Annotated in this window: 19 protein-coding genes and 1 pseudogene; 12 read left to right on the top strand and 8 right to left on the bottom strand. The window is 66.4% G+C overall.

Features of this window, described 5'->3' with window-relative positions; genetic code table 11:
• Positions 1-127 precede the first annotated feature (127 nt).
• From MET2598_RS40720 to MET2598_RS0104355, 12 genes and pseudogenes are all read left to right on the top strand, one after another.
• Positions 128-673, top strand: coding sequence for a hypothetical protein (locus MET2598_RS40720; RefSeq protein ID WP_157182086.1), 546 nt, complete (start codon positions 128-130; stop codon positions 671-673).
• A gap of 115 nt (positions 674-788) precedes the next feature.
• Positions 789-998, top strand: a complete 210-nt coding sequence (locus tag MET2598_RS0104400) for a hypothetical protein (RefSeq protein WP_018260002.1) — start codon at positions 789-791, stop codon at positions 996-998.
• Between the two features lie 203 nt (positions 999-1,201).
• Positions 1,202-1,573: a hypothetical protein gene (locus MET2598_RS0104395; protein WP_018260001.1), complete on the top strand. Its 372-nt coding sequence runs from the start codon at positions 1,202-1,204 to the stop codon at positions 1,571-1,573.
• A complete protein-coding gene (locus tag MET2598_RS38595) occupies positions 1,573-3,540 on the top strand; it encodes an AAA family ATPase (protein WP_018260000.1) in 1,968 nt (655 codons plus the stop codon). The genes MET2598_RS0104395 and MET2598_RS38595 overlap by 1 nt, the downstream gene beginning before the upstream one ends.
• A gap of 411 nt (positions 3,541-3,951) precedes the next feature.
• Positions 3,952-4,581 (top strand): hypothetical protein, encoded by a 630-nt coding sequence (locus MET2598_RS0104385; RefSeq protein WP_157182085.1) that lies wholly within the window; start codon positions 3,952-3,954, stop codon positions 4,579-4,581.
• On the top strand, positions 4,571-4,843 hold the full coding sequence (locus MET2598_RS43535) for an HGGxSTG domain-containing protein (RefSeq protein WP_330218338.1): 273 nt from the start codon (positions 4,571-4,573) through the stop codon (positions 4,841-4,843). The genes MET2598_RS0104385 and MET2598_RS43535 overlap by 11 nt, the downstream gene beginning before the upstream one ends.
• A 555-nt stretch (positions 4,844-5,398) precedes the next feature.
• Positions 5,399-6,295 carry a LysR substrate-binding domain-containing protein gene (locus tag MET2598_RS0104380; protein WP_018259998.1) on the top strand — a complete coding sequence of 299 codons (897 nt, stop codon included), beginning with the start codon at positions 5,399-5,401 and terminating at the stop codon, positions 6,293-6,295.
• A 493-nt stretch (positions 6,296-6,788) separates the two neighbouring features.
• Positions 6,789-7,538: an SDR family NAD(P)-dependent oxidoreductase gene (locus MET2598_RS0104375; RefSeq protein ID WP_018259997.1), complete on the top strand. Its 750-nt coding sequence runs from the start codon at positions 6,789-6,791 to the stop codon at positions 7,536-7,538.
• 16 nt (positions 7,539-7,554) lie between these two features.
• Positions 7,555-8,451: a transketolase gene (locus tag MET2598_RS0104370; RefSeq protein ID WP_018259996.1), complete on the top strand. Its 897-nt coding sequence runs from the start codon at positions 7,555-7,557 to the stop codon at positions 8,449-8,451.
• Positions 8,448-9,504, top strand: a pseudogene (locus MET2598_RS35935) (transketolase family protein). The gene MET2598_RS0104370 and the pseudogene MET2598_RS35935 overlap by 4 nt, the downstream one beginning before the upstream one ends.
• Before the next feature lie 69 nt (positions 9,505-9,573).
• Complete coding sequence (locus MET2598_RS0104360) at positions 9,574-10,599, top strand: TRAP transporter substrate-binding protein (protein WP_018259994.1); 1,026 nt, start codon at positions 9,574-9,576, stop codon at positions 10,597-10,599.
• 5 nt (positions 10,600-10,604) lie between these two features.
• Positions 10,605-12,488 (top strand): TRAP transporter large permease, encoded by a 1,884-nt coding sequence (locus tag MET2598_RS0104355; RefSeq protein WP_018259993.1) that lies wholly within the window; start codon positions 10,605-10,607, stop codon positions 12,486-12,488.
• 319 nt (positions 12,489-12,807) lie between these two features.
• Here MET2598_RS0104355 and MET2598_RS0104350 read toward each other — a convergent pair.
• The 8 genes from MET2598_RS0104350 to mdcA all read right to left on the bottom strand — a co-directional run bounded on the left by MET2598_RS0104350 (position 12,808) and on the right by mdcA (position 20,203).
• Positions 12,808-14,051, bottom strand: a protein-coding gene (locus MET2598_RS0104350) for an IS3 family transposase (protein WP_085984585.1) whose coding sequence is annotated in 2 segments (ribosomal slippage) — positions 12,808-13,727 and positions 13,727-14,051 — 1,245 coding nt in all. Because the reading frame shifts where the segments join, the coding sequence is not laid out codon by codon here.
• Positions 14,052-14,195: 144 nt separating this feature from the next.
• Complete coding sequence (locus tag MET2598_RS0104340; protein ID WP_018259992.1) at positions 14,196-15,119, bottom strand: acyltransferase domain-containing protein; 924 nt, start codon at positions 15,117-15,119, stop codon at positions 14,196-14,198.
• Entirely contained in the window at positions 15,116-15,970 is an 855-nt protein-coding gene (gene mdcB, locus MET2598_RS0104335; RefSeq protein WP_018259991.1) for a triphosphoribosyl-dephospho-CoA synthase MdcB, read from the bottom strand. The genes MET2598_RS0104340 and mdcB overlap by 4 nt, the downstream gene beginning before the upstream one ends.
• Complete coding sequence (gene mdcG, locus MET2598_RS0104330; protein WP_018259990.1) at positions 15,967-16,623, bottom strand: malonate decarboxylase holo-[acyl-carrier-protein] synthase; 657 nt, start codon at positions 16,621-16,623, stop codon at positions 15,967-15,969. The genes mdcB and mdcG overlap by 4 nt, the downstream gene beginning before the upstream one ends.
• Positions 16,616-17,332, bottom strand: a complete 717-nt coding sequence (gene mdcE / locus MET2598_RS0104325; RefSeq protein ID WP_018259989.1) for a biotin-independent malonate decarboxylase subunit gamma — start codon at positions 17,330-17,332, stop codon at positions 16,616-16,618. Before mdcE ends, mdcG begins: the two co-directional genes overlap by 8 nt.
• The gene (locus MET2598_RS0104320; RefSeq protein WP_018259988.1) at positions 17,319-18,239 is read right to left on the bottom strand and encodes a biotin-independent malonate decarboxylase subunit beta; all 921 of its coding nucleotides are present in this window, start codon (positions 18,237-18,239) and stop codon (positions 17,319-17,321) included. The genes mdcE and MET2598_RS0104320 overlap by 14 nt, the downstream gene beginning before the upstream one ends.
• 1 nt (position 18,240) lies before the next feature.
• The gene (gene mdcC / locus MET2598_RS0104315; protein ID WP_018259987.1) at positions 18,241-18,549 is read right to left on the bottom strand and encodes a malonate decarboxylase acyl carrier protein; all 309 of its coding nucleotides are present in this window, start codon (positions 18,547-18,549) and stop codon (positions 18,241-18,243) included.
• A gap of 7 nt (positions 18,550-18,556) precedes the next feature.
• Positions 18,557-20,203 carry a malonate decarboxylase subunit alpha gene (gene mdcA, locus MET2598_RS0104310; protein WP_018259986.1) on the bottom strand — a complete coding sequence of 549 codons (1,647 nt, stop codon included), beginning with the start codon at positions 20,201-20,203 and terminating at the stop codon, positions 18,557-18,559.
• Positions 20,204-20,393: the final 190 nt, after the last annotated feature.

The raw sequence follows: 20,393 nt of genomic DNA, 5'->3' as shown, positions 1-20,393 counted from the left end.
CCCGTCGCCGGTCGGCTTCAGATCGGAACGGTGGCCGGCTTCGCCTCGGAATGACGGCCGGCTTCAACTTGGAACCCCCGGCCGGCTTCGTCGGAATACGCACTTCAGCACGCGAGGGAGATGAGACGTGAGAAAGAAGGACTACCCGCGACTCACACTTGAGGAGCTTCGCAAGCCAGTTTTTGACCCTAAGTTCGATATTGATTGGAACACCGACGAAGCGCATTTCAACAAGGCGATTTCTATCGCTGCCGAAGCTCTAAGCAAAGTTAAATCTATTCCTGAGACTTTATCTAATTTGTCTACCAAGGATTTGAAATATTTGATTGAGTATATTGATACTGGCTATCCATTAGATAAATTCCAAAGGGGATTATTAGTCAATTTGCTGAGGGGACAGCTCATGACAAAAAGAGGAAGGCCAAAACTCACACGAGAGAAAGAGCGGGAGCAGCATCAAATCTGCGCGCGGTACGTTGAACTCACAAGCAAATTGAAATCAGAAGGTCAAAAAACTAATTATAGCGAAACCGCTAAGGAAATAGTTTCTAAAGAAACCGGCCATGAGATCTCTTATATTGAGTATTGCTTAAAGCAACACTTATCATTACATCGGACTAAAAACCCATTCGCTGAATTTGTGGTACGTTCATATCTCGATGAATCCGAATAGTGAATCCGCCCACTCTGTCGGTGAGATTTCCGAAAAAACATCTACCTTTTCCGTCATGGTGAAGCGCCAACACAGGTGACATGGTCTGTCCACCCGCAGCCAATTGGGTGCAGACATGTCCAGCAAATCCATCGAGGATTGGTGCCGGTCCCACGGCCTAAGCCGGTCGACGTTCTACAACCTCAAGAAGATCGGTAAGGCGCCCCGCACCTTCAACGTCGGATCGGCCGTTCGCATCACGGACGAAGCCGACCGCGACTGGTGCCGTGCGCGCGAGAACGAGAGCAATGCCGAGAGCCGAGCGGCTTCGAGGGAGGCCGCCTGAAGCATGGCTCAGAACGTCGAAAGCCGAGGCGCTGGCGGGCGCACTCGGCTCTCGGAAATCGTCTGCTTGGCGGCTGACGACCGAGAGATAGCGCACAGCGCCCTCGACCACCAGACCAGACGCCTTCGCGCCCGGTTCGGCCTCAGCCCCGAACGCGCGCGAGCCGTCGCCGAGCTGGCCTATGCGAACGCAGGGAGGCGCGCATGATCGGCCGCCTCAACCGCGCCAGCCGGCGCCGCCTCGCACGGCAGAACCCCGGCCGCCTGTCGCCCTTTGCGGCTGACGCCGCCAGCCTCATGCGCCTCGGCGTCCACACCTTCATCCGCCCCGCCCGACGAGATGAGTTCGATGCGCTCCGGTTGTCGTCTCCGGAGCGGGAGTTCGGAGACGCCGTCACGGTGGTTTGGCGCGTCGTGCCAGGCGTACACGCGAAGGCCATCATCCCGGTTTCGGGTGACATCACCGCTGCCTGCGCACGATCCGAGCATGAGGCCGCCGACCTGCTCAAGGCGGCCACGCACATGCGGCCATCGCTCATCGCCGTCGAGCTGGCCAAGCCAGTAGGGAGGCGGTGATGAGCGCGCCTCTGGAAACGGCCGTCCGCTACATTCGACGCGGCTGGAACCCCGTTCCTATTCCCTTCAAGATGAAGGGGCCGCAGGACAAGGGGTGGCAAGACCGGATCATTCGTGAGGAAGATGCCAGCCGGTTCTTCAACGGCTTACCTCAGAACATCGGTGTCATTCTCGGTCCTTCATCCAACGGCTTGACTGATGTGGACCTCGACTGCTCCGAAGCGATTGAGCTGGCTCCTTATTTCCTGCCCCGCACGGATGCGATCTTTGGGCGCCTGTCGAAGCCACGCTCTCATTACCTGTATCGGACACAGCTCGCCGGCACGCTCAATACCGGCCGAGTTGCGTTCACGGCTCCCAGGCCGGAGGGCGGGACGATCATCGAACTGCGGGTCGGCGGCGAGAAGGGGGCGCAGACAGTTTTTCCCGGCTCGGTTCACGAGAGCGGTGAGCCGATCGAGTGGGACAAGTCAGGCGATCCCGCCGCGGTGGACGGAGGCACGCTCCAACGGGCCGTGCGCACGATCGCAGCAGCGGCGCTGCTCGCCCGCTTCTGGCCGAAGGGCCAGCGCCACTACGCCGCCCTCGCGCTCGGCGGCGAACTGGCGCGGATCGACGCCACGCCTGAGGCGGCGGAACGGCTAATCACGGCCGTTGCCAAGGTCGCCAAGGACGAAGAGGAGGAAGACCGGGTCAAGGCGGTGAAGGACGGGATGGCGGCGGTGAGGGCCGGCGAGCCTTACGCGCGGCCCAACTTGGCTGAATTCTTCGGCCAGGCGGCCAGAAAGATCGAGGCTTGGCTTGGGCTGCGCGCACAAGACGAGCAGCCACAGGAAGGCGAGGTGCCGCCCCGCATTGTCGCCGCCTCACCGTTCGTCTGGATCGACGAGGCCAGCATCCCGGCCCGGCAGTGGCTCTACAGCCGGCACTACATCCGCGATTTCGTTAGCGTCACCGTCGCGCCCGGCGGCGTCGGCAAGTCGTCCCTGGGCATCGTGGAGGCCCTCGCGATGGCGAGCGGAAAGCCACTCCTGGGCATCGAACCTCAGCAGCGGTGCAAGGTCTGGCTCTGGAATGGCGAGGACCCCAAGGACGAGATGCTGCGACGGGTCATGGCTGCGGCTCAGCACTTCGAGCTCACCCGCGAGGATCTAGAGGGGTGGCTCTTCCTCGACTCCGGGCGCGACATGGAGATCGCTGTCGCCGGGCAGACCCGAGATGGTGTGGTGATCTACGAGCCCGTGAGGGATGCTGTCATCGCGACAGTCCAGCAGAACGGCATTGACGTGGTCATCATCGATCCGTTCGTCTCATCCCACCGCGTAACGGAGAACGACAACAACGCGATCGACCGTGTCGCGAAGCTCTGGAGCCGGATCGCGGGCGAAACAGGCTGCGCGATCGAGCTGGTGCATCACTCGCGCAAAACCGGCGGTGCCGAAGTGTCCGTGGAGGATGGTCGCGGCGCATCCGCCCTGCTCGCTGCGGCCCGCTCAGCCCGCGTGCTCAACGCCATGACAGAGCAGGAGGCTGACAACGTCGGCGTGGAGCACCGGCGGCTCTTCTTCCGGGTGGACAACGGCAAGTCCAACCTCGCCCCGCCGCCCGACAAGGCAACGTGGCACAAGATCGTATCGGTCCAGCTGATGAACGGCGACGCCGTTGGGGTCGTCACGGCGTGGAAGCCGCCGGACCCATTCGAGGACGTCAGTGTCTCGGATCTCCGCAAGGCACAATCCGAGGTGAACGTCGGCGGGTATCGGCTCGATGTGCAGTCGCCCGACTGGGTCGGCCACGCCATCGCCCGGGCGCTCGACCTCGATCTCAGCAAGCCCGGCACCAAGGCCAAGGTGAAGGGGCTGCTCAAGACCTGGACGGAGAGGGGCATGTTCCGGGTCGTCGAGGGCAAGGACGCCAAGGGCAACTATCGCAAGTTCGTGGAGGTAGGCGAATGGGCCACCGACTGATGCTCCTCACCACCCTAAAGGGTGGGGTGAGGAAGGGTGAGGAAAACGTCCCCGATTCTCCTCCCCACCACCACCTCCTTATGGAGGGTGGGGGTGGTGGTGGGGATGCGCTGGTGGAGCCGGTGAGGTGAGGAAACCACCTCCTCTCACGGAGCTCAGCCACCCGGGGCGGGACAGAGCCAAAACGTCTCCATCGCCACTCGGCCCCCTGTGATCGCCGTCCACGTGATCGTGCCCGAGGCCGAGACGTTCGATGACATGCCACTTTCTGGCTGCTGCAACGAGGCGTAGGTGCGGCATCGGCCCTGGGCGAGTTCCTGACGGGTTCCGGCAGCGGCCCGACATCATCGACGTCACCACGGCACAGCTCAGGGCAGGGCCAACGCTGACCGTCATCTCTGGAGGTCACTCGTGGCGAAAGCGAATCGGAAGTTGACTGAGGCGACTGTGCTCAAGCCTCATAAGCCGACGCCGGACGAGGAAGCGGCTCTGACCGCCTATCAAGCCCGACGGGCCAAGCGATCGTCCGCGCGCATCAAGGTGACGAAGAGCAAGGCGGGTTCTGCGATCGGCGCGGATCACACCGATCTCACGATCGGTACCGTCATGCTTATGAACGCGATGGGCACGGCGAGCACCGACTTCATGCAGGGCTTGCTCACCCAGCTCTCGAACGCAGCCAGCCAGCGGCGTGAGCCGGACGAGGGCGCCATCAACTTCATGCTCGCGGTCGTGAACGGGATTGCGCCACGCGACGAGATCGAGGCCATGCTCGCCAGTCAGATGGCCGCCGTGCACATGGCCACGATGACCTTTGCGCGGCGCCTCGCACACGTCGAGAACATCCCTCAGCAGGACAGCGCCGAGCGCGCCTTCAACAAACTGGCGCGGACCTTCACAACGCAGATCGAGGCGCTCAAGCGCTACCGCAGCGACGGCAGCCAGACCGTGCGGGTCGAGCGCGTCACGGTCGAAGCCGGGGGGCAGGCGATCGTGGGCGCCGTCAGCGCGCCAGGGGGTGGGGGCCGCGATGAAAAGTGAGGACAACCCCATGCGCCGAGAGTACGCGATGCGCCTTAGCCCGCGTTGTGGAGCGCGGACACGCAGCGGCACACCCTGCTGCGGGCCGGCGATGTCGAACGGGCGCTGCCGGATGCACGGGGGGCGCTCGCCTGGCGCGCCCAAGGGCGAGGCAAACGGCGTGTACCGCCACGGCCGCTACACGAATGAAGCTGTTGCGCAGCGGCGTGAGCTGACCGCGTGGGTGAGGGCGATGAGGAGGGTGGCTCGGGACATCGTGTGAGGCGGATCCGCAGGATCTCACGCTGCACCATAGAGTTCGGGCGTCAACATTGGATCGGCCGTATCGGGCATCGGGTGTGTCACGTACAGCCGGCGCGCGAACTCATGACCCCAAGCGGTCATTGGCGGAACGTGTCGGGAGTGTCCGGTGGCGCGCAAGTTCCGGACATTCACATTTCGGACCGTCGGCTGCACTCGTGCGGCCGATTTACCGACCTCCCAACACAGCTTGCTCAGTGGATGCGATGACTCAAGTGGCATTCAAGGCGCAGCAGGCGTCGAAGAGGGACCATGACGGCGGTGGCCGCCATCAGTCTGGCTGGGCGGGCTAACGAGCTGAAGAGGCAAGCGCGAGAACTGGGGAGTATGAAACGTTCATGTTTTGTACGCTTCTGGTTTCGCGCTCACCGTGGCCACAAAGAACTGGAAATCCCATAGCGCCTGGGCAGGGCACAGGTGCTGGACTTTACGGCTGCCGGCAACCCGGAAGAGCGTCGACAGATGCCACCTCTGGCTTTCGGATGGACTTGTGCGGCAAGCTAACCATAGTGCGCGCATGTCCCTGCCAGTCCCTCTCCCCACACTACGAATCTTTGAAGCGGCCGCACGTCGCCAGTCCTTCCACGCGGCCGCGACGGAGTTGAACCTGACGCCGAGCGCCGTCAGCCACGCCATTCGGAAGATGGAGGAGGCTGTCGGTGTCGTGCTGTTCGAGCGCATCGGCCGGGGCGTGAGTCTGAGCCCCGAGGGCGAGGCCCTGATGCGGCACGTCGAGAGAGGCTTCGACGAATTTCGCCGCGGCTTGGAGACTGCCTCGGCCCGCGCGCCGCGCTTGCTCCGTCTACACAGCGCGCCGAGCTTCGCGGCGCAATGGCTAACGCCACGCTTGGCGCGCTTCTACACCCAGAATCCTGATGTGGAGGTGCGCCTGTCCGCCAGCACCGACTACACGCGGTTTGAGAACGGTGAATTCGACGCCGACATCATCTACGGGCTCCCCCGGCACGAGGGGCTGGTGGTGGTCCCGTTGGCGGAAGAGACGCTGACTCCCCTGTGCGCCCCGCACATCGCCCACACAATCGAGTCTCCAGTCGATCTCCTGCGGCACCAACTCATTCAGAGCGACACCAAACAATTCCGCTGGCCGGCTTGGTTCACGCTTAACGGAATGACGATGCCGTCTTCATTGTGCGGCTCTCGGTTCGACCGGAGCTTCCTAGCAATCGCCGCGGCGGCCGAGGGCCTCGGGATAGTTCTAGAATCGACTCTGCTGGCCGAGCGCGAGATCGCGCGCGGCCGCCTCGTTGCTCCCCTATCGGGCCGATCGCAGGACATCCGATATGTGGGGCACCACCTCGTGTATCCCCGCCCTGTCGAGAAGAAGAACGCCCTTCGGTCCTTCGCCCAATGGTTAGCGCGCGAGCTGTGCATCGAGCTGACCACCTTCGTCTGATCCCGAATGGTGAATGGCCGGGACGGCCGGCACCAATAAGCCTTCGCCCCATCCCAGGTTGTTGACGAGCATCCAGTCGCATTCGAGGCTGAGACACCCGCCTCCCTTATGCACGCGACACGTCCTGGCCTCCTGCGGGAGAGCGGATGGGCCGGGACGGGCCGAAGCGCGACTAGGACATTGCCTCCTGATCGGTGAATCCCATTCACGGGTGCCCGCGAAACTTCTCATTTGTCCACGGCGCTGGCCCCTGGTACGGGTGGAGCAAGCAAAAGCACTACGGAGGAAATCCAAGCTGCCCTAGGAGCTTGGGCCTCAAGGGCCTAATTTCGCCAGAGCAGCCCTCGATGAAATTGGCTATTCTGATGCGGGTCCTGCGGCGGCAAAGCTGCGTCTTGTAATGTCACTAGAGCTTGTGCCGTTCGGACCTGATTGTGTCCATCAACGCCACGTCTGAACACAACACGGCGAATTCGCTCAGGAGGCGACGTCTATGCTGTTGGCTGACAAGGTGTGTCTTATCACGGGTGCGGCCTCTCAAAGAGGGATCGGCCGCGCCACCGCTCGCGTTTTCGCCAAGCATGGCGCCAGCACGGTCATCCTGGATTTGGATGAGACTCAGGCGCGTCTCGCGGCCTCGGAACTGGGTGACAAACATCTAGGCCTGGCCTGCAACGTCACAGATAAGCGGGCATGCCTGGACGCTGCCGACCGTGTTCTCCAGAAATTCGGTCGGGTCGATGTTCTGATCAACAACGCTGGAATCACGCAACCAATCAAGTTCATGGACATCAAGCCCGAGAATTACGACGCGGTGCTTGATGTAAACCTGCGCGGTACGCTCTATATGAGCCAAGCCGTGGTGCCGCAGATGCGGAAGCAGCGTTCGGGCTCAATCATTTGCATGTCGTCAGTTTCGGCACAGCGCGGCGGTGGCATCTTCGGCGGACCGCACTACAGCGCCGCCAAGGGCGGCGTGCTGGGCCTCGGCAAGGCCATGGCTCGAGAACTCGGTCCGGACAACATCCGGGTGAACTCGATCACGCCGGGGCTCATCCAGACCGACATCACCGGCGATAAGCTGACAGACGACCTTCGGGCCGAGATCCTCAAGGGGATCCCGCTGAACCGTCTCGGTGCTGCGGATGATGTTGCGAACGCTTGTCTGTTCCTCGCATCGGATCTCTCCGCCTACACTACTGGCGCGGTCATCGACGTCAACGGCGGCATGCTAATCCACTAAACACGACATCTGTACGATGGAGGACCATGTGCAGACCGCTGGCAAAGCCCAAAAGTCGGCATCTTCCGAGACGAAGCCTGCCCTCGCTAATGACCTGTCGCTTGCCGACCGGGCGTACCGGATCCGCCGCCACGCGCTACGCATGGGCGAGGTCCAGGGCCAGGGTTACATCGCCCAGGCGCTCGGCATCGCGGACGTACTCGCCGTCTCCTACTTCCACTCCATGCGTTACCGGCCCGACGACCCGGAATGGGAGGGCCGCGACCGTTTCCTGCTCTCGATTGGGCACTACGCCATCGCGCTCTACGCGGCGCTCATCGAGGCCGGGATCGTCCCGGAGGACGAACTCGAAAGCTACGGCTCGGATGACAGCCGCCTGCCGATGTCCGGCATGGCCGCCTACACGCCCGGCATGGAGATCACCGGCGGCTCCCTCGGCCACGGGCTTGCTCTGGCGGTTGGGTTCGCTCTCGGGCTGAAGCGCAAGAGATCGGATGCTTTCGTTTACTGCCTGTTCTCGGACGGTGAACTAGGCGAAGGTTCGATCTGGGAAGGCGCATGGTCGGCCAGCCACTGGAAGCTCGACAACCTGATCGGGATCGTGGACGTCAACAATCAGCAGGCGGACGGGCCGTCGCCCGAAGTGACAGGATTCGAGCCCTGCGACGAGCGCTTCAGGTCTTTCGGCTGGCACGTTCAGCGCGTCAACGGCAACGACATTGATGCACTGGTGAAAGCCTTCGATGCGGCCCGAGCGTGCACCGAGCCCAAGCCTCGCATCGTGATCTGCGACACTCGGATGGCCAAGGGCGTGCCGTTCCTAGAGGAGCGCGAGCGCAATCACTTCCTGCGCGTCGAGCCGCAGGAATGGCAGGATGCTCTCAAAATTCTGGACGCCGGGAGGTCCCCATGAAGCGCTCGAAGTACACGCGCCCGACCTGGCTCAAGGAGCAGGGCGAGGGAGGACAGGGCACAGCGGACAAGCCGCGCCTGACGACCTCCGCGATGATCGCGTCCCTGGCGGGCCCCAATCAGCGCACCAAACCAGCTCCGTTCGGCCACGCCCTCGCCGCCCTGGCCGAGAAGCGGCCCGAGATCGTCGGATTGACCGCGGATCTGGGCAAGTACACCGACCTACACATCTTCGCGCAGGCACACCCCGAGCGCTTCTATCAGATGGGCATTGGCCGAGCAGCTGTTGGTCTGCGCCGCCGCCGGCATGGCCCGCGAAGGCTTCATGCCCTTCGCCACTACCTACGCCGTGTTCGCGGCACGGCGGGCGTACGATTTCATCTGCATGGCCATCGCGGAGGAGAACCTCAACGTCAAAATCGTCTGCGCGCTGCCCGGTCTCACCACAGGCTACGGACCGAGCCACCAAGCCACCGAGGATATCGCGATCTTCCGGGGTATGCCAAACATCACCATCATCGACCCCTGCGACGCCTATGAGATTGAGCAGATAGTTCCGATCATCGCGGCCCACGACGGCCCAGTCTACATGCGTCTTCTGCGCGGGCACGTGCCACTGATCCTAGACCGCTACGACTATACCTTCGAACTCGGCAAGGCGAAGCTGCTTCGCGACGGCAAGGATGCCTTAATTATCTCCACCGGCTTCATGACGATGCGGGCGCTCGAGGCCGTCGAAGCTCTCGAAGCCGACCGGGTCGATGTCGGCGTGCTGCACGTGCCAACAATCAAGCCGCTCGATCAGGCCACCATCCTGAAGGAGGCGTCGCGCAGCGGCCGGCTGGTAGTCGTTGCGGAGAACCACACCGTGGTTGGCGGTCTCGGAGAAGCCGTCGCCGGTCTCCTGCTTCGCTCAGGAGTAACACCGACATTCCGGCAGATCGGGCTGCCCGACGAGTTCCTGGATGCCGGCGCCTTGCCCACCCTACACGAGCGCTACGGCATCTCGACGCCCGCGATGTCCCGGCAGATCAAGACCTGGCTCTCACACTGACCCGACAGGCACCGCGGCCGGCGCCGAAGTCGCCGGCCGCTTAGGACAAGATCCGTCCTGGGAGGGAACATGCCACACGCCAACCCGCGTTCGCTCAACCGCCGAACCGTCCTCGCCGCCGGCGCCGCGCTGCCGCTGTTCGGCATCCTTACTCGGCCGGGCTCCGCCGCCGAGTTTTCGTACAAGCTCGCCACCGGTCAGGATCCGACCCACCCGGTCAATATCCGCGCGCAGGAGGCGATCGATCGCATCCGCGACGCGACTGGCGGCCGCGTGGAGATCAAGCTGTTTCCAGCCAACCAACTCGGCTCGGATACCGATCTGCTGGCGCAAGTGCGCAATGGCAGCGTCGAGTTCTTCAACCTGTCGTCATCGATCCTCGCGACCTTCGTTCCGGTGGCCGGGATCGTCAACACCGGCTTTGCCTTTCCGAACTACGACGCCGTCTGGCAGGCGATGGACGGCGATCTCGGGACCTACCTGCGCACGCAGATCGCCAAGACGCCGATACTCACCGTCTCGAAGGTGTGGGACAACGGATTCCGCCACATCACGTCGTCAGGCCGAGAGATCAAGACACCGGAGGATCTGAAGAACTTCAAGATCCGCGTTCCTCCAGCTCCGATCCTGACCTCGCTCTTCAAGGCTCTGGATGCAGGGCCCGCTCCCATCAATTTTAATGAAGTCTATTCGGCATTGCAGACCAAGGTCGTCGATGGGCAGGAGAACCCACTGCCGATCATCGCGACGACCCGCCTCTACGAGGTGCAAAAGTCTTGCAGCCTGACCGGCCATGTCTGGGACGGCTACTGGATCCTCGGCAACAAGCGCGCCTTCCAGCGCCTGCCGCAGGATATCCAGACGAAAGTCACGGCGGAGTTCGATCGCTCGGCCGCGGATCAACGCGCCGACGTGGCCAAGCTCAGCGAGTCGTTGCGCAAGGACCTCGGCGCGAAAGGCTTGCAGTTCATCGATGTCGATCGCGAGCCGTTCCGGGCCGCCCTGTCGAAAACGTCCTTCTACAAGGACTGGAAGGGCAAGTACGGGGATGAGGCGTGGGCGCACCTCGAGAAGACGTCCGGTAAATTGGTGTGACGACAATGGAAGATATCGCCCACCTGGAAGCCGGGGTCACTCACGGCATTCACGTTGAGACGCGCAACAATTGGGCCGCGCGCCTCAACACGATCCTCGTGCACCTCGTCGAGGTGCCGACGGCACTTCTCGTCGTCGCCGAAGTGGTCGTGCTGCTGGCCGGCATCATCTCGCGCTACGTGTTTCGCGAGCCGCTGGTGTGGTCGGACGAACTGGCTGGTATCTTGTTTCTCTGGCTGGCGATGCTGGGCGCGGTGATCGCCTTCCAGCGCGGCGAGCACATGCGCATGACGGCGATCGTCAGCATGCTTGGGCCCCGCGCCCAGTCGTTCCTCGACGTCGTGGCGATCGCGGCGCCGCTGGCGTTCCTCCTCCTGGTCTTTCACCCCGCCTACGAGTTCGCGGCGGACGAGGTGTACGTGACGACGCCGGCATTGGAGATCACCAATGCGTGGCGTGCTGCCGCCCTTCCCATTGGCATTGTCCTGATGCTGCTGGTGTCCTTGCTACGGTTGGCGAGCGTCGCCGATTGGCGCCATGCGGTCTGTGCAGTCGCTCTGGTGGCCGCCATCATCGGGTTGCTCGTGCTACTGCAGCCTATTCTCCGGCCGCTGGGCAACCTCAACCTCTTGATCTTCTTCGTTGTCCTCGTTGGTGCGATGGTGTTCGCGGCGGTGCCGATCGCCTTCGCGTTCGGGCTCGCTACCTTCGGCTTCGTTGCTCTCACCACGGATGCTCCGGAAATGGTGGTGGTGGGGCGCATGGACGAGGGCATGAGCCACCTGATCCTGCTCGCCGTGCCGCTCTTCGTCTTCCTGGGCCTGCTCATCGAGATGACCGGCATGGCCAAGGCCATGGTCGGCTTCCTGGCCGCCCTGCTCGGCCACGTGCGCGGCGGCCTGCACTACGTGCTGGTGGGCGCCATGTACCTCGTGTCCGGCATCTCGGGTTCGAAGGCCGCCGACATGGCGGCGGTCGCCCCCGTGCTGTTTCCCGAGATGAAGGCGCGCGGCGCCAAGGAGGGCGACCTCGTGGCCTTGCTCGCCGCCACGGGCGCGCAGACCGAGACCATCCCGCCGTCCCTGGTGCTGATCACCATCGGGTCGGTCACCGGCGTGTCGATCACCGCCCTGTTCACCGGCGGGCTCCTGCCCGGCATCGTGCTCGCGATCACACTGTGCGGCGTCGTCTGGTGGCGCTACCGGGGCGAAGACCTCAGCCATGTCACGCGGGCTACGCCACGCGAGATCGGGCGCACTTTCGTCATTGCCGTGCCCGCCATCGCGCTGCCCTTCGTGATCCGGGCTGCAGTGGTGGAGGGGGTCGCGACCGCGACCGAGGTGTCGACGATCGGGATCGTGTACGCGGCGCTGGCGGGCCTGCTGGTGTACCGGCAGTTCGACTGGCGGCGGCTCTACCCGATGCTGGTGTCGACGGCGTCCTTGTCGGGGGCGATCCTGCTGATTATCGGGGCGGCGACCGGGATGGCGTGGGCGCTGACGCAGTCGGGGTTCTCGCAGAACCTCGCCGCGGTGATGCAGAGCCTCCCCGGCGGCGCGTTCGGTTTCCTCATCGTCTCCGCTCTCGCCTTCATCGTATTGGGCTCTGTGCTGGAGGGGATCCCGGCGATCGTGCTGTTTGGGCCGTTGCTGTTCCCGATCGCGCGGACGGTGGGGGTACACGAGGTGCACTACGCGATGGTGGTTGTTCTCGCCATGGGCGTCGGCCTGTTCGCGCCGCCGTTCGGGGTCGGGTACTACGCAGCCTGCGCGATCAGCCGGATCCACCCGGACAAGGGCATTCGGCCGATCGTCGGCTACATCCTCGCACTGCTGATCGGTCTGCTTGCCGTGATCCTAGTGCCCTGGATCTCAATCGGGTTTCTGTGAACCCGACCTGCGAGTCAGGCGATGCAACATTGAGATATGAGAGCGGAAACGCCCCGATGTATGGGGCCTTCCCCGGCTCTCACATCACATGATTTGTGAGAAAGCAGGCTTGAGAGCCGGTTCTATACGACGCTCATACACAAATTGATGGGACGTCAGAGGGTGATTGCCGGTCTCGGAGCGGCTGCTACCGAGCGTCGAGCAGCCGTTCCGGCGACGATCATCAAAGGTCTGCAAGTAACGCATCTGAGCCTTTGAAGGATCAGATGCGAACGGTTGGAGTGTACCGCCCGCGGATTGTGAGACACCGGTTTGAACCCTATGCGGCGAGAGCCGCAGGTGGAAGCTGCGCGGCCCGAATAGCCGCCGGTGAGCGGAAGCCGTGCCGCTCGATCAGCCACGTCTCGTTGTAAGTCTCACGAAATGCCAGCAGGGCTCGGCGGAGATCCTCGACCGTGTCGAAGCGCTTCACCCACAGCAGGTTCTCTTTGAGTGTGCGTATGAAGCGCTCGGCGCAGCCGTTCCCCTCCGGCGCACGCACAAAGGCAGGCGAACTCGCGATGCCCAGGAACGCCAGTTCTTTCTGGAAGTCGTCCGACATGTACTGACTGCCGTGGTCGTGCCGAACACTCAAGCCGGAGGCGCTCTTGGCCGCGAAGCTGCCGAAGCGCTGCCGCACACCCTGGCGGATCGGCTCCAGCGCCTCGAAGCGCGTGGCCCGCCGCGCTGCATGCAGGCCCACGCACTCGGCCGAGCAGTGGTCGATGGCCACGAACACCGCGGCCTGGCCCTCGCCAGTCCAGATGGTGGTCAGATCGGTGCCCCAGAGCGTGTCCACCGCGTCCGGGATGATGGTGCCGTCGTGGGTGCGCGGGCCGCGCGGCGCGCCGACGCGAGACGGGGCGAGCAGATCATGCTCGCGCATCAGGCGCAGGACGCGGCGCTTGGAGGTGCGCACGCCCGTGTGGCGCAGCCGCGCCCAGACCTTGCGGTGACCCTCGCCGTGGAAGGGGCTGCCGGTGAGGGTGGCGCGGATCGCCTCCAGCAGTGCCGCATCCGGCATCGGCCCGACCGGGCCAGGACGCCGCGCCGGTTCGGACCGAGCAGGAGAGAGGTGGCGGTGAACGGTGGCGCGCGACACGCCCCAGATCCGGCACACGCGGACCAGCCCGTAAGCTGTGCCGCTGGACGGCGAGACGGCCCGGCTCATCGCCGCGACCTCCTGCGGGCCAAAGGGCCGGGGCCGCGCGCCTCCAGGGCGGCGATCTTGGCCTCCAGCAGTTCACGCTCCAACAGCATCTCGCCGAGCTTGGCCTTCAACCGCCCGCTCTCCAGGGCTTCGGGCTCGGTGGGCCGGGTCGCCAGGCTCGCCTCGCCCGCGGCCAGAAAGGCGTCGCGCCAGCCCGACAGGGTCGCGGCGGTCACGCCCAGGCCACGCGAGACGTTCTCCAGGTCCTCGCCGCGCAGCAGTCGAAGCACCGCATCACGCTTGCGCTGCCGGGACATGCGCCCGCCTCGGCCAGGACCAGCCGCCTCTGCACCTGCCTTCACGTCTGTCGTCATCGTTCTCACCCCTGCCGCGGAGACCGTCCGCTTCTGGGGTGTCTCAAGCAACCGGGAGGCGGAGGAGGAGACCGACCTCGATGGACCGATCAGGAGCGTTGGCAAATAGGCGAGGTCTGACGAATGTTGCAGGGCACGTTTAAATTAGCCGTTCCAGAGCCATGCGGCGGCACCGGAGGCCGAGCGGAATTCGTCGAACGCATGCACGCGGGCTCCAGGAATAGCGTCCCGGGCCATGGTAGCGAGCGCGTGACCGGGGCCGAGTTCCAGCACGGTGTCGGCCCCGTATTCCCGGCAGGCTTCAAGGCAGGCGGACCAGTCGATCGTGTGCGAGATCTGCCGCGCCAGCTTGGTCAAGCCCGCTCGGGCGTCGAAGACCGGCGCACCATCGAGCCCGCTGATCAGCCGCGGGGCGCCCTGCGGCGGGCGCCGCACGTCTTCCCGACCTAGAACCTCCTCGAAACGCTGGCTTGCCTGCGCCAGGAACGGCGTGTGAGAGGGCGTGTGCACCGGCAGGACCACGGCACGGCGCGCGCCGGCCGCGAGGGCATCGCTGCACAGGACATCGAGCGCGCCCGTCGCGCCGCCGGCCACCGCGCTGTCGGCCGCGTTGCGGATGGCGAGGTAGCAGTGGTGCCGCCCGGCGAGCGCGGCGATCGCGGCGAGCGGCAGGCCCCGGATGCCCGCGAGCCCGAACCCCTCGGGCGCTGCCGCGTCCATCGCCTCTGCCCGCGTGGCTGCGAGGCGAATCACCGCCTCCGCATCGAGACGGCCTGCGCAGCCCCAAGCCGCGAGATCGCCGATGCTGTAGCCCGCCACGATCGCGCGGGCCGGGCGCGCCGCTGCGACCATCGTCCACCCCGCCAGGGCGGCCACGCAGCAGAGCACCTGCCCGGTGCGGTTGTCGTGAAGGTCCGCCCCTGCGGAGCGGACGAGCGCCCGCGGGTCGGAGCCGAGGACGCGCGCGGCCGCCGCGAAGACTGGCTCGGCGGCCGACAGGTCCGCCGTGAGGTCGAACATGCCGGGGTGCTGGCCGCCCTGGCCCGACAGGAGCACCGCGAGGGTCACGGTGCCTCGAACCCGTCGACGAACAGCGTCATGGCCAGAAGGTCCGCCGCGCCGCCGGGGCTGAGATTGCGGGACACGAAGGCATGGTGGAGGCCTTCCGCCCGCTCCCGCCAGTCGGGCTGCGCTACGCCCCCCTCCGCGATGAACTGCGCGGCCGCGGCCCGCGCGAAGGTGTAGCCCTCTGGCCCGCCCCGATGCAGGAGGTTCGTGTCCTCAAGATGCGCGATCAGGGCGAGGCAGGTCTCGACGCGCGCCGCGTCCGGGGCGTCAGGGCGAAGCCGCCGGCCTCGGTGCAGAGCTGGCAGGCCGACCCGGTAGAGAGTCGGGAAGCCTGCGGAGGCCTCGGCCGGCGCGCCGCCCACCCCGTGGCGGCGGCGCACCCGCGCGCCCGGCGCGTGGAGCAGGACCGGTCCGTCGAGGATCGCCTCGCCGTAGCGCTTCCGCACGAGGCGGCCCAACGCCCCTGCGCCTGCGCCTGGCAAGGCGCCGGCCGCGGCGCAGAGGAGGCCGAGACCGAAGATGGCGCCGCGATGCGTGTTCACGCCCCCCGTCGCGGCCCGCATCGCCGCCTCCGCGTCGAGGCCGATGCGCCGCAGGGCTGGCATCGGCGCCCCAGCCGCTCCCGCGAGCGCAAGGTCGGCGAAGAAGGGCGCGATCGCCCTGGCGCTCGCCCGAAAGGTGCCCACGTCCATGTCCGCGTGGCTGCCGGAATCGACGGGACTGACGAGGCCGGGCTTCGGATACGTGTCGAGTTCGCCTCGCAATGCGCTCGCGGCGGCCTGCGCGATGGCGTCCGCCGCGTGGTGGTCCTGTGCCCGCGCGTGCAGCGGGAGGGTGGCAAGCGCGCTCATTCTGATTCTCCCGCCAGGATCGCGGCCGCCTCACGCATGACGAGGCGGTCGCGGCGCTTGACGAGCACGGCATCGCCCGGGGCGGCTTCGTGCAGTTCGCGCCAGTTCACGCCGCCCCCGCCGGGCATCAGGATATCGCCGTCGAGGCGCATCGGTGCCTGTGCCTCGATTTCTGCAAGGCCGTCGAGGAGCCCGCCCGGGACCGCTCCGGCCACGGGCCAGAGCAGGTCGAGGTCCGAGGTCTCCGACAGGTAGGGCAGCCCCGTCAGGCTTTGCCAGAGCAGGCTCCCGAAGGCGCGCGGCACGAGGCCGTGCGCCTCGCCGAGGGCCACGACCTGCGCGAGGGTCGCCGCCCAAGACTCCGGGCAGACGTCGCGGGTCGCCGCGAGGGCGACCGGAGCCCGCAGCCGCACCGCCTCGGGCGGGAGCGCGAGGCCGATGCGGCGCTTGCCGTCCCGCGGCGGCAGAGGCAGGCCAACCGGCACCAGTCTCGCCTCCTCGGGATGGGAGCGGCGCAGGATGACCGGGCGCCCCAACCCCGCCCATTCTGCCACGTGCGGCACGCCGGCGAGGTCCGGCCGGCCGGCGAGCACGGCCGTCCAGGCCTGCGGCACGACGTCGAGGAGGTCGTGGCGCCGGTAGGCCTCAGCCAAGGGCCGCCTCCCGCACCACCTGTGCGGCAATCTCCTCGGCGAGGGGCCGGCCGCCGCGCTCGCGCCCGGCGCGGTCGCGCGCGTCGCGCTCCGGCATCGCGTCGAGCACGGCCGCGATCTGGGCCGCCAGCGGACGGTCGGGATCGAGCACCGCCTGCACGGCGCCTGTCTTCACCATGTTGTCGAGGCCGGGCGCGAACACGGGTGTGTCCTTGGCCATTGCCTCCAGCCGGTCGAGGGGCAGCTTCGTCACCCGGGCGACGGAGGGCAGGTCCATCACGCTCGGGTTCGCCCCCGGCAGCCCAACGAGGACCCGGGTCGCGAGCGCCGTCGCGATGAAGGCGCCCGCCGCCGAGTGCCCGTAGATCAGCCCGACTGTCGGGTGGCCCTTCTGGTCGGCGAAGAGCAGGGCCTTGGCGAGGTGTGCGAGGTACTCGTTGAGGCCGAGCAGCTCGTCGCGCCGGCTCATGCGCTGGCTGTCGGAATCGATCGCCACCAGGATCGGCGTGCGCTCAGCCCGGCGCACCACGTCGAGGACGTGGCCCGCGAGCCGGCAGGCGCCCTCGACACCGAGGGCCACGTCGCCGTCGAGGCCGATCACGGCGAGGCGGCCGCCCCGGAACGGTCCTTCACCACTGATGAGCCCGTCCGCCACCGCGACGGCATGGCCCTCTGGGAACAGCGAGGAGAGGATCTCAGCGAGCGTCATGGGTCGTCTCCGCGAGGCTGGCGAGCAGGGCGTCGAACTCGGCCGTCGTCATCCCCGGCACAGCAGCCGGGTCGTTCACCCCGAGCCGGGCCCAGATCTCGGTGCCGTCGCGGCACGCACCGAAGCGCGCGAGGCGCTCCTCCAGCCGCGCCTGCTCGGCGTCGAGCGTCGCGAGATCGAAGGCTGGCGCGCGCGCGATCAGCGCGAGGGCCGCCTCCCGGAAGGCCGCGACCGTGTCGTCCACGAAGGCGTCCGCGCCGCCCGTGAGGCGCCGGTGCTTGCCCCCCATGGTGCGCCAGACGAGCCCCCGGTCGCGGGAATCGAATTCCTCCGCCCCCTTGTTGGTCTCGATCACCTCCGGCCCCGAGACGCTGATGCGACCGCCCTCGGAGACCGCGAGCCGCGAGCAGGTGGCCGCGATGAGACCGCCGCCCCCGTAGGCCCCGGCGCGGCCGCCGATCAGCCCGACCACCGGCACGCCGGCCGAGCGCACCTCGGTGATGGCCCGCATCACCTCGGCGATGGCGGTCTCACCGGCATTGGCCTCCTGTAGGCGCACGCCGCCGGTGTCGAACAGGATCAGCACCGCGGCAGGCTTCAGCGTCAGGGCGGCGCGCAGGAGCCCGACGAGCTTGGCGCCGTGCACCTCGCCGAAGGCGCCGCCCATGAAGCGGCCCTCCTGCGCGGCGACGAGGACGGGTTTTCCGTCGAGGCGGCCCGCCCCGACGACCATGCCGTCGTCGAAGGCGCGCGGCAGGTCGAAGAGCGGCAGGTGCGGGCTCGTCCGGCGCTGCTCGGGGCCGATGAACTCGCGGAAGCTGCCATCGTCGAGGAGGCCGTCGAGGCGGGCGCGGGCGCTCGCCTCGTACCAACTCGCAGTCGTGGAATTGGTGATCCGCTCGCTCACGTCAGGCCTCCATCAGCCGGGCACCCTGGAGCAGGCGCAGGGACACGGTGTCGGGGCGGGCACCCCCGTCGTTGATGGTGATGCGCAGGCCCCCGGGCTCGGTGCGGGCGACGAAGTCGGCGACCACCGCCGCCCAGACCTCGCCGTAGCCGTGGATCGCCGTCTCGATCTCGACCGTGCAGTCGGTCGGCGGCAGCACCCGCTCCAGCAGCACTTCGAGGTTGCCGGAGGCGACCACGCCGGTGATGGCCTGCGCCTTGGCGCCGGCAAGCGCGCGGCGCGTGGTGTGTCGGAAGTTCAGCTTTTCCATCGCGGCCTCACCAGTTGCGGAACTTCGCGGGCGGCTCGTAGAGGCCACCCGACCAGTGCACGAGATCCTTGATCGACTTCGCCGCCAGCAGGGAGCGGTCGGCGTCGAGGGGCTCGATGCCGAGATCCTCCGGGCGGCGCACGATGCCGCGCTCCCGCAGGCGCTCGACCATGGCGCGGTCGCGCTTGCGGCCGATCTCGGTATAGCCCGCCACCCCGCGGATCGCCTGCTCGCGTTCGTCGGGGGTGCGGCAGAGGAGGAGGTTGGCGATGCCCTCCTCGGTGACGATGTGGGTGACGTCGTCGGCGTAGACCATCACGGGGGCGAGTTCGAGCCCGAGCTTCCTGGCGAGTTCGAGCGCGTCGAGCTGCTCCACGAAGGCTGGCACGAGCTTGTCGCCGAAGGTCTCGACGATCTGCACCACGAGCTTGCGCCCGCGCATCAGGGCCGGATCGCCCGTCCCCTGCGCCTCCCGCCCCGCCTTCATCCAGGTGTCGGAGGGGTGGCGTCGCCCGTGCGGGTCCGAGCCCATGTTGGGCGCGCCGCCGAAGCCCGCCACCCGCGACTGCGTCACCGTCGAGGAATGGCCTGAGAGGTCGATCTGCAAAGTCGAGCCGATGAAGAGGTCGCAGGCGTAGAGCCCGGCCGTCTGGCAGAAGGCCCGGTTCGAGCGCAAGGAGCCGTCGGCACCGGTGAAGAACACGTCCGGCCGCTCGCGGATGTAGCGGTCCATACCGACCTCGGAACCGAAGCAGTGGATCTGCTTCACCCAGCCCGATTCGATCGCCGGGATCAGGGTCGGGTGGGGGTTGAGCGCCCAATGGGTGGCGATCCTGCCCTTCAGCCCGAGCCGCTCGGCGTAGGTCGGCAGCAGCAATTCGATCGCCGCGGTGCCGAAGCCGATGCCGTGGTTGAGGCGGCGGATGCCGTACTCGGCATAGATCCCCTTGATCGCCATCATGGCCATCAGGATCTGCGTCTCGGTCATCGCCGCGGGATCGCGGGTGAACAGCGGCTCGACGTAGAACGGCTTGTCGGCCGCGACCACGAAGTCGACCCGGTCACCCGGGATGTCGACGCGCGGCACGCGGTCGACGATCTCGTTGACCTGCGCCACCACGATCCCATTCTTGAAGGCAGTGGCTTCGACGACGGTGGGCGTGTCCTCGGTATTCGGCCCCGTATAGAGGTTGCCGTCCCGGTCGGCCGAAACGCCCGCGATCAGCGCCACGTTCGGCGTGAGGTCGACGAAGTAGCGGGCGAACAGCTCCAGGTAGGTGTGCACCGCCCCGAGTTCGATCTGCCCGCCGTAGAGCATGCGGGCGATGCGCCCGCCCTGCGGCCCCGAATAGGAATAGTCGAGGCGCTTGGCGATCCCCTGCTCGAACAGGTCGAGGTGCTCCGGCAGCACGATGCCGGACTGGACCATGTGCAGGTCGTGCACGCGGGCGGGATCGCACTGGCTCAACCCCCGCGCGAGGCAATCCGCCTGCTTCTGGTTGTCGCCCTCCAGACAGACCCGGTCGCCCGGTCGGAGCACCGCCTCCAGCAGGTCGACGACCCTGTCGGCCTCCACCACCTTGCCGGAGGCGTGGGCGCGGCCTGCCTCGATCCGCGCATCGCGGGCCGCCCGTTCCTGACGCCAGGCGCTCATCCACTCCACTCCCTGCTGTGACGCCTGCGTATGCGCAAGGCCGTTCATCGGCCCCGACTGCATCCGCAGCAGCGCCAATGCGGCTCTCTTGTATTCTATCTTGCGCCCGTGTCAAGAACCTGTATACGAGTAGGTCGTCAACGCGAAACATCGCATACGGGAAGGAGACGCCCCATGATGGGTGCATGCA

The organism is Methylobacterium sp. WSM2598, from assembly GCF_000379105.1.
GTDB lineage: Bacteria > Pseudomonadota > Alphaproteobacteria > Rhizobiales > Beijerinckiaceae > Methylobacterium.
Note: the sequence above shows the minus strand (reverse complement) of the source record. Positions and strands in the feature narration are given on the sequence as shown.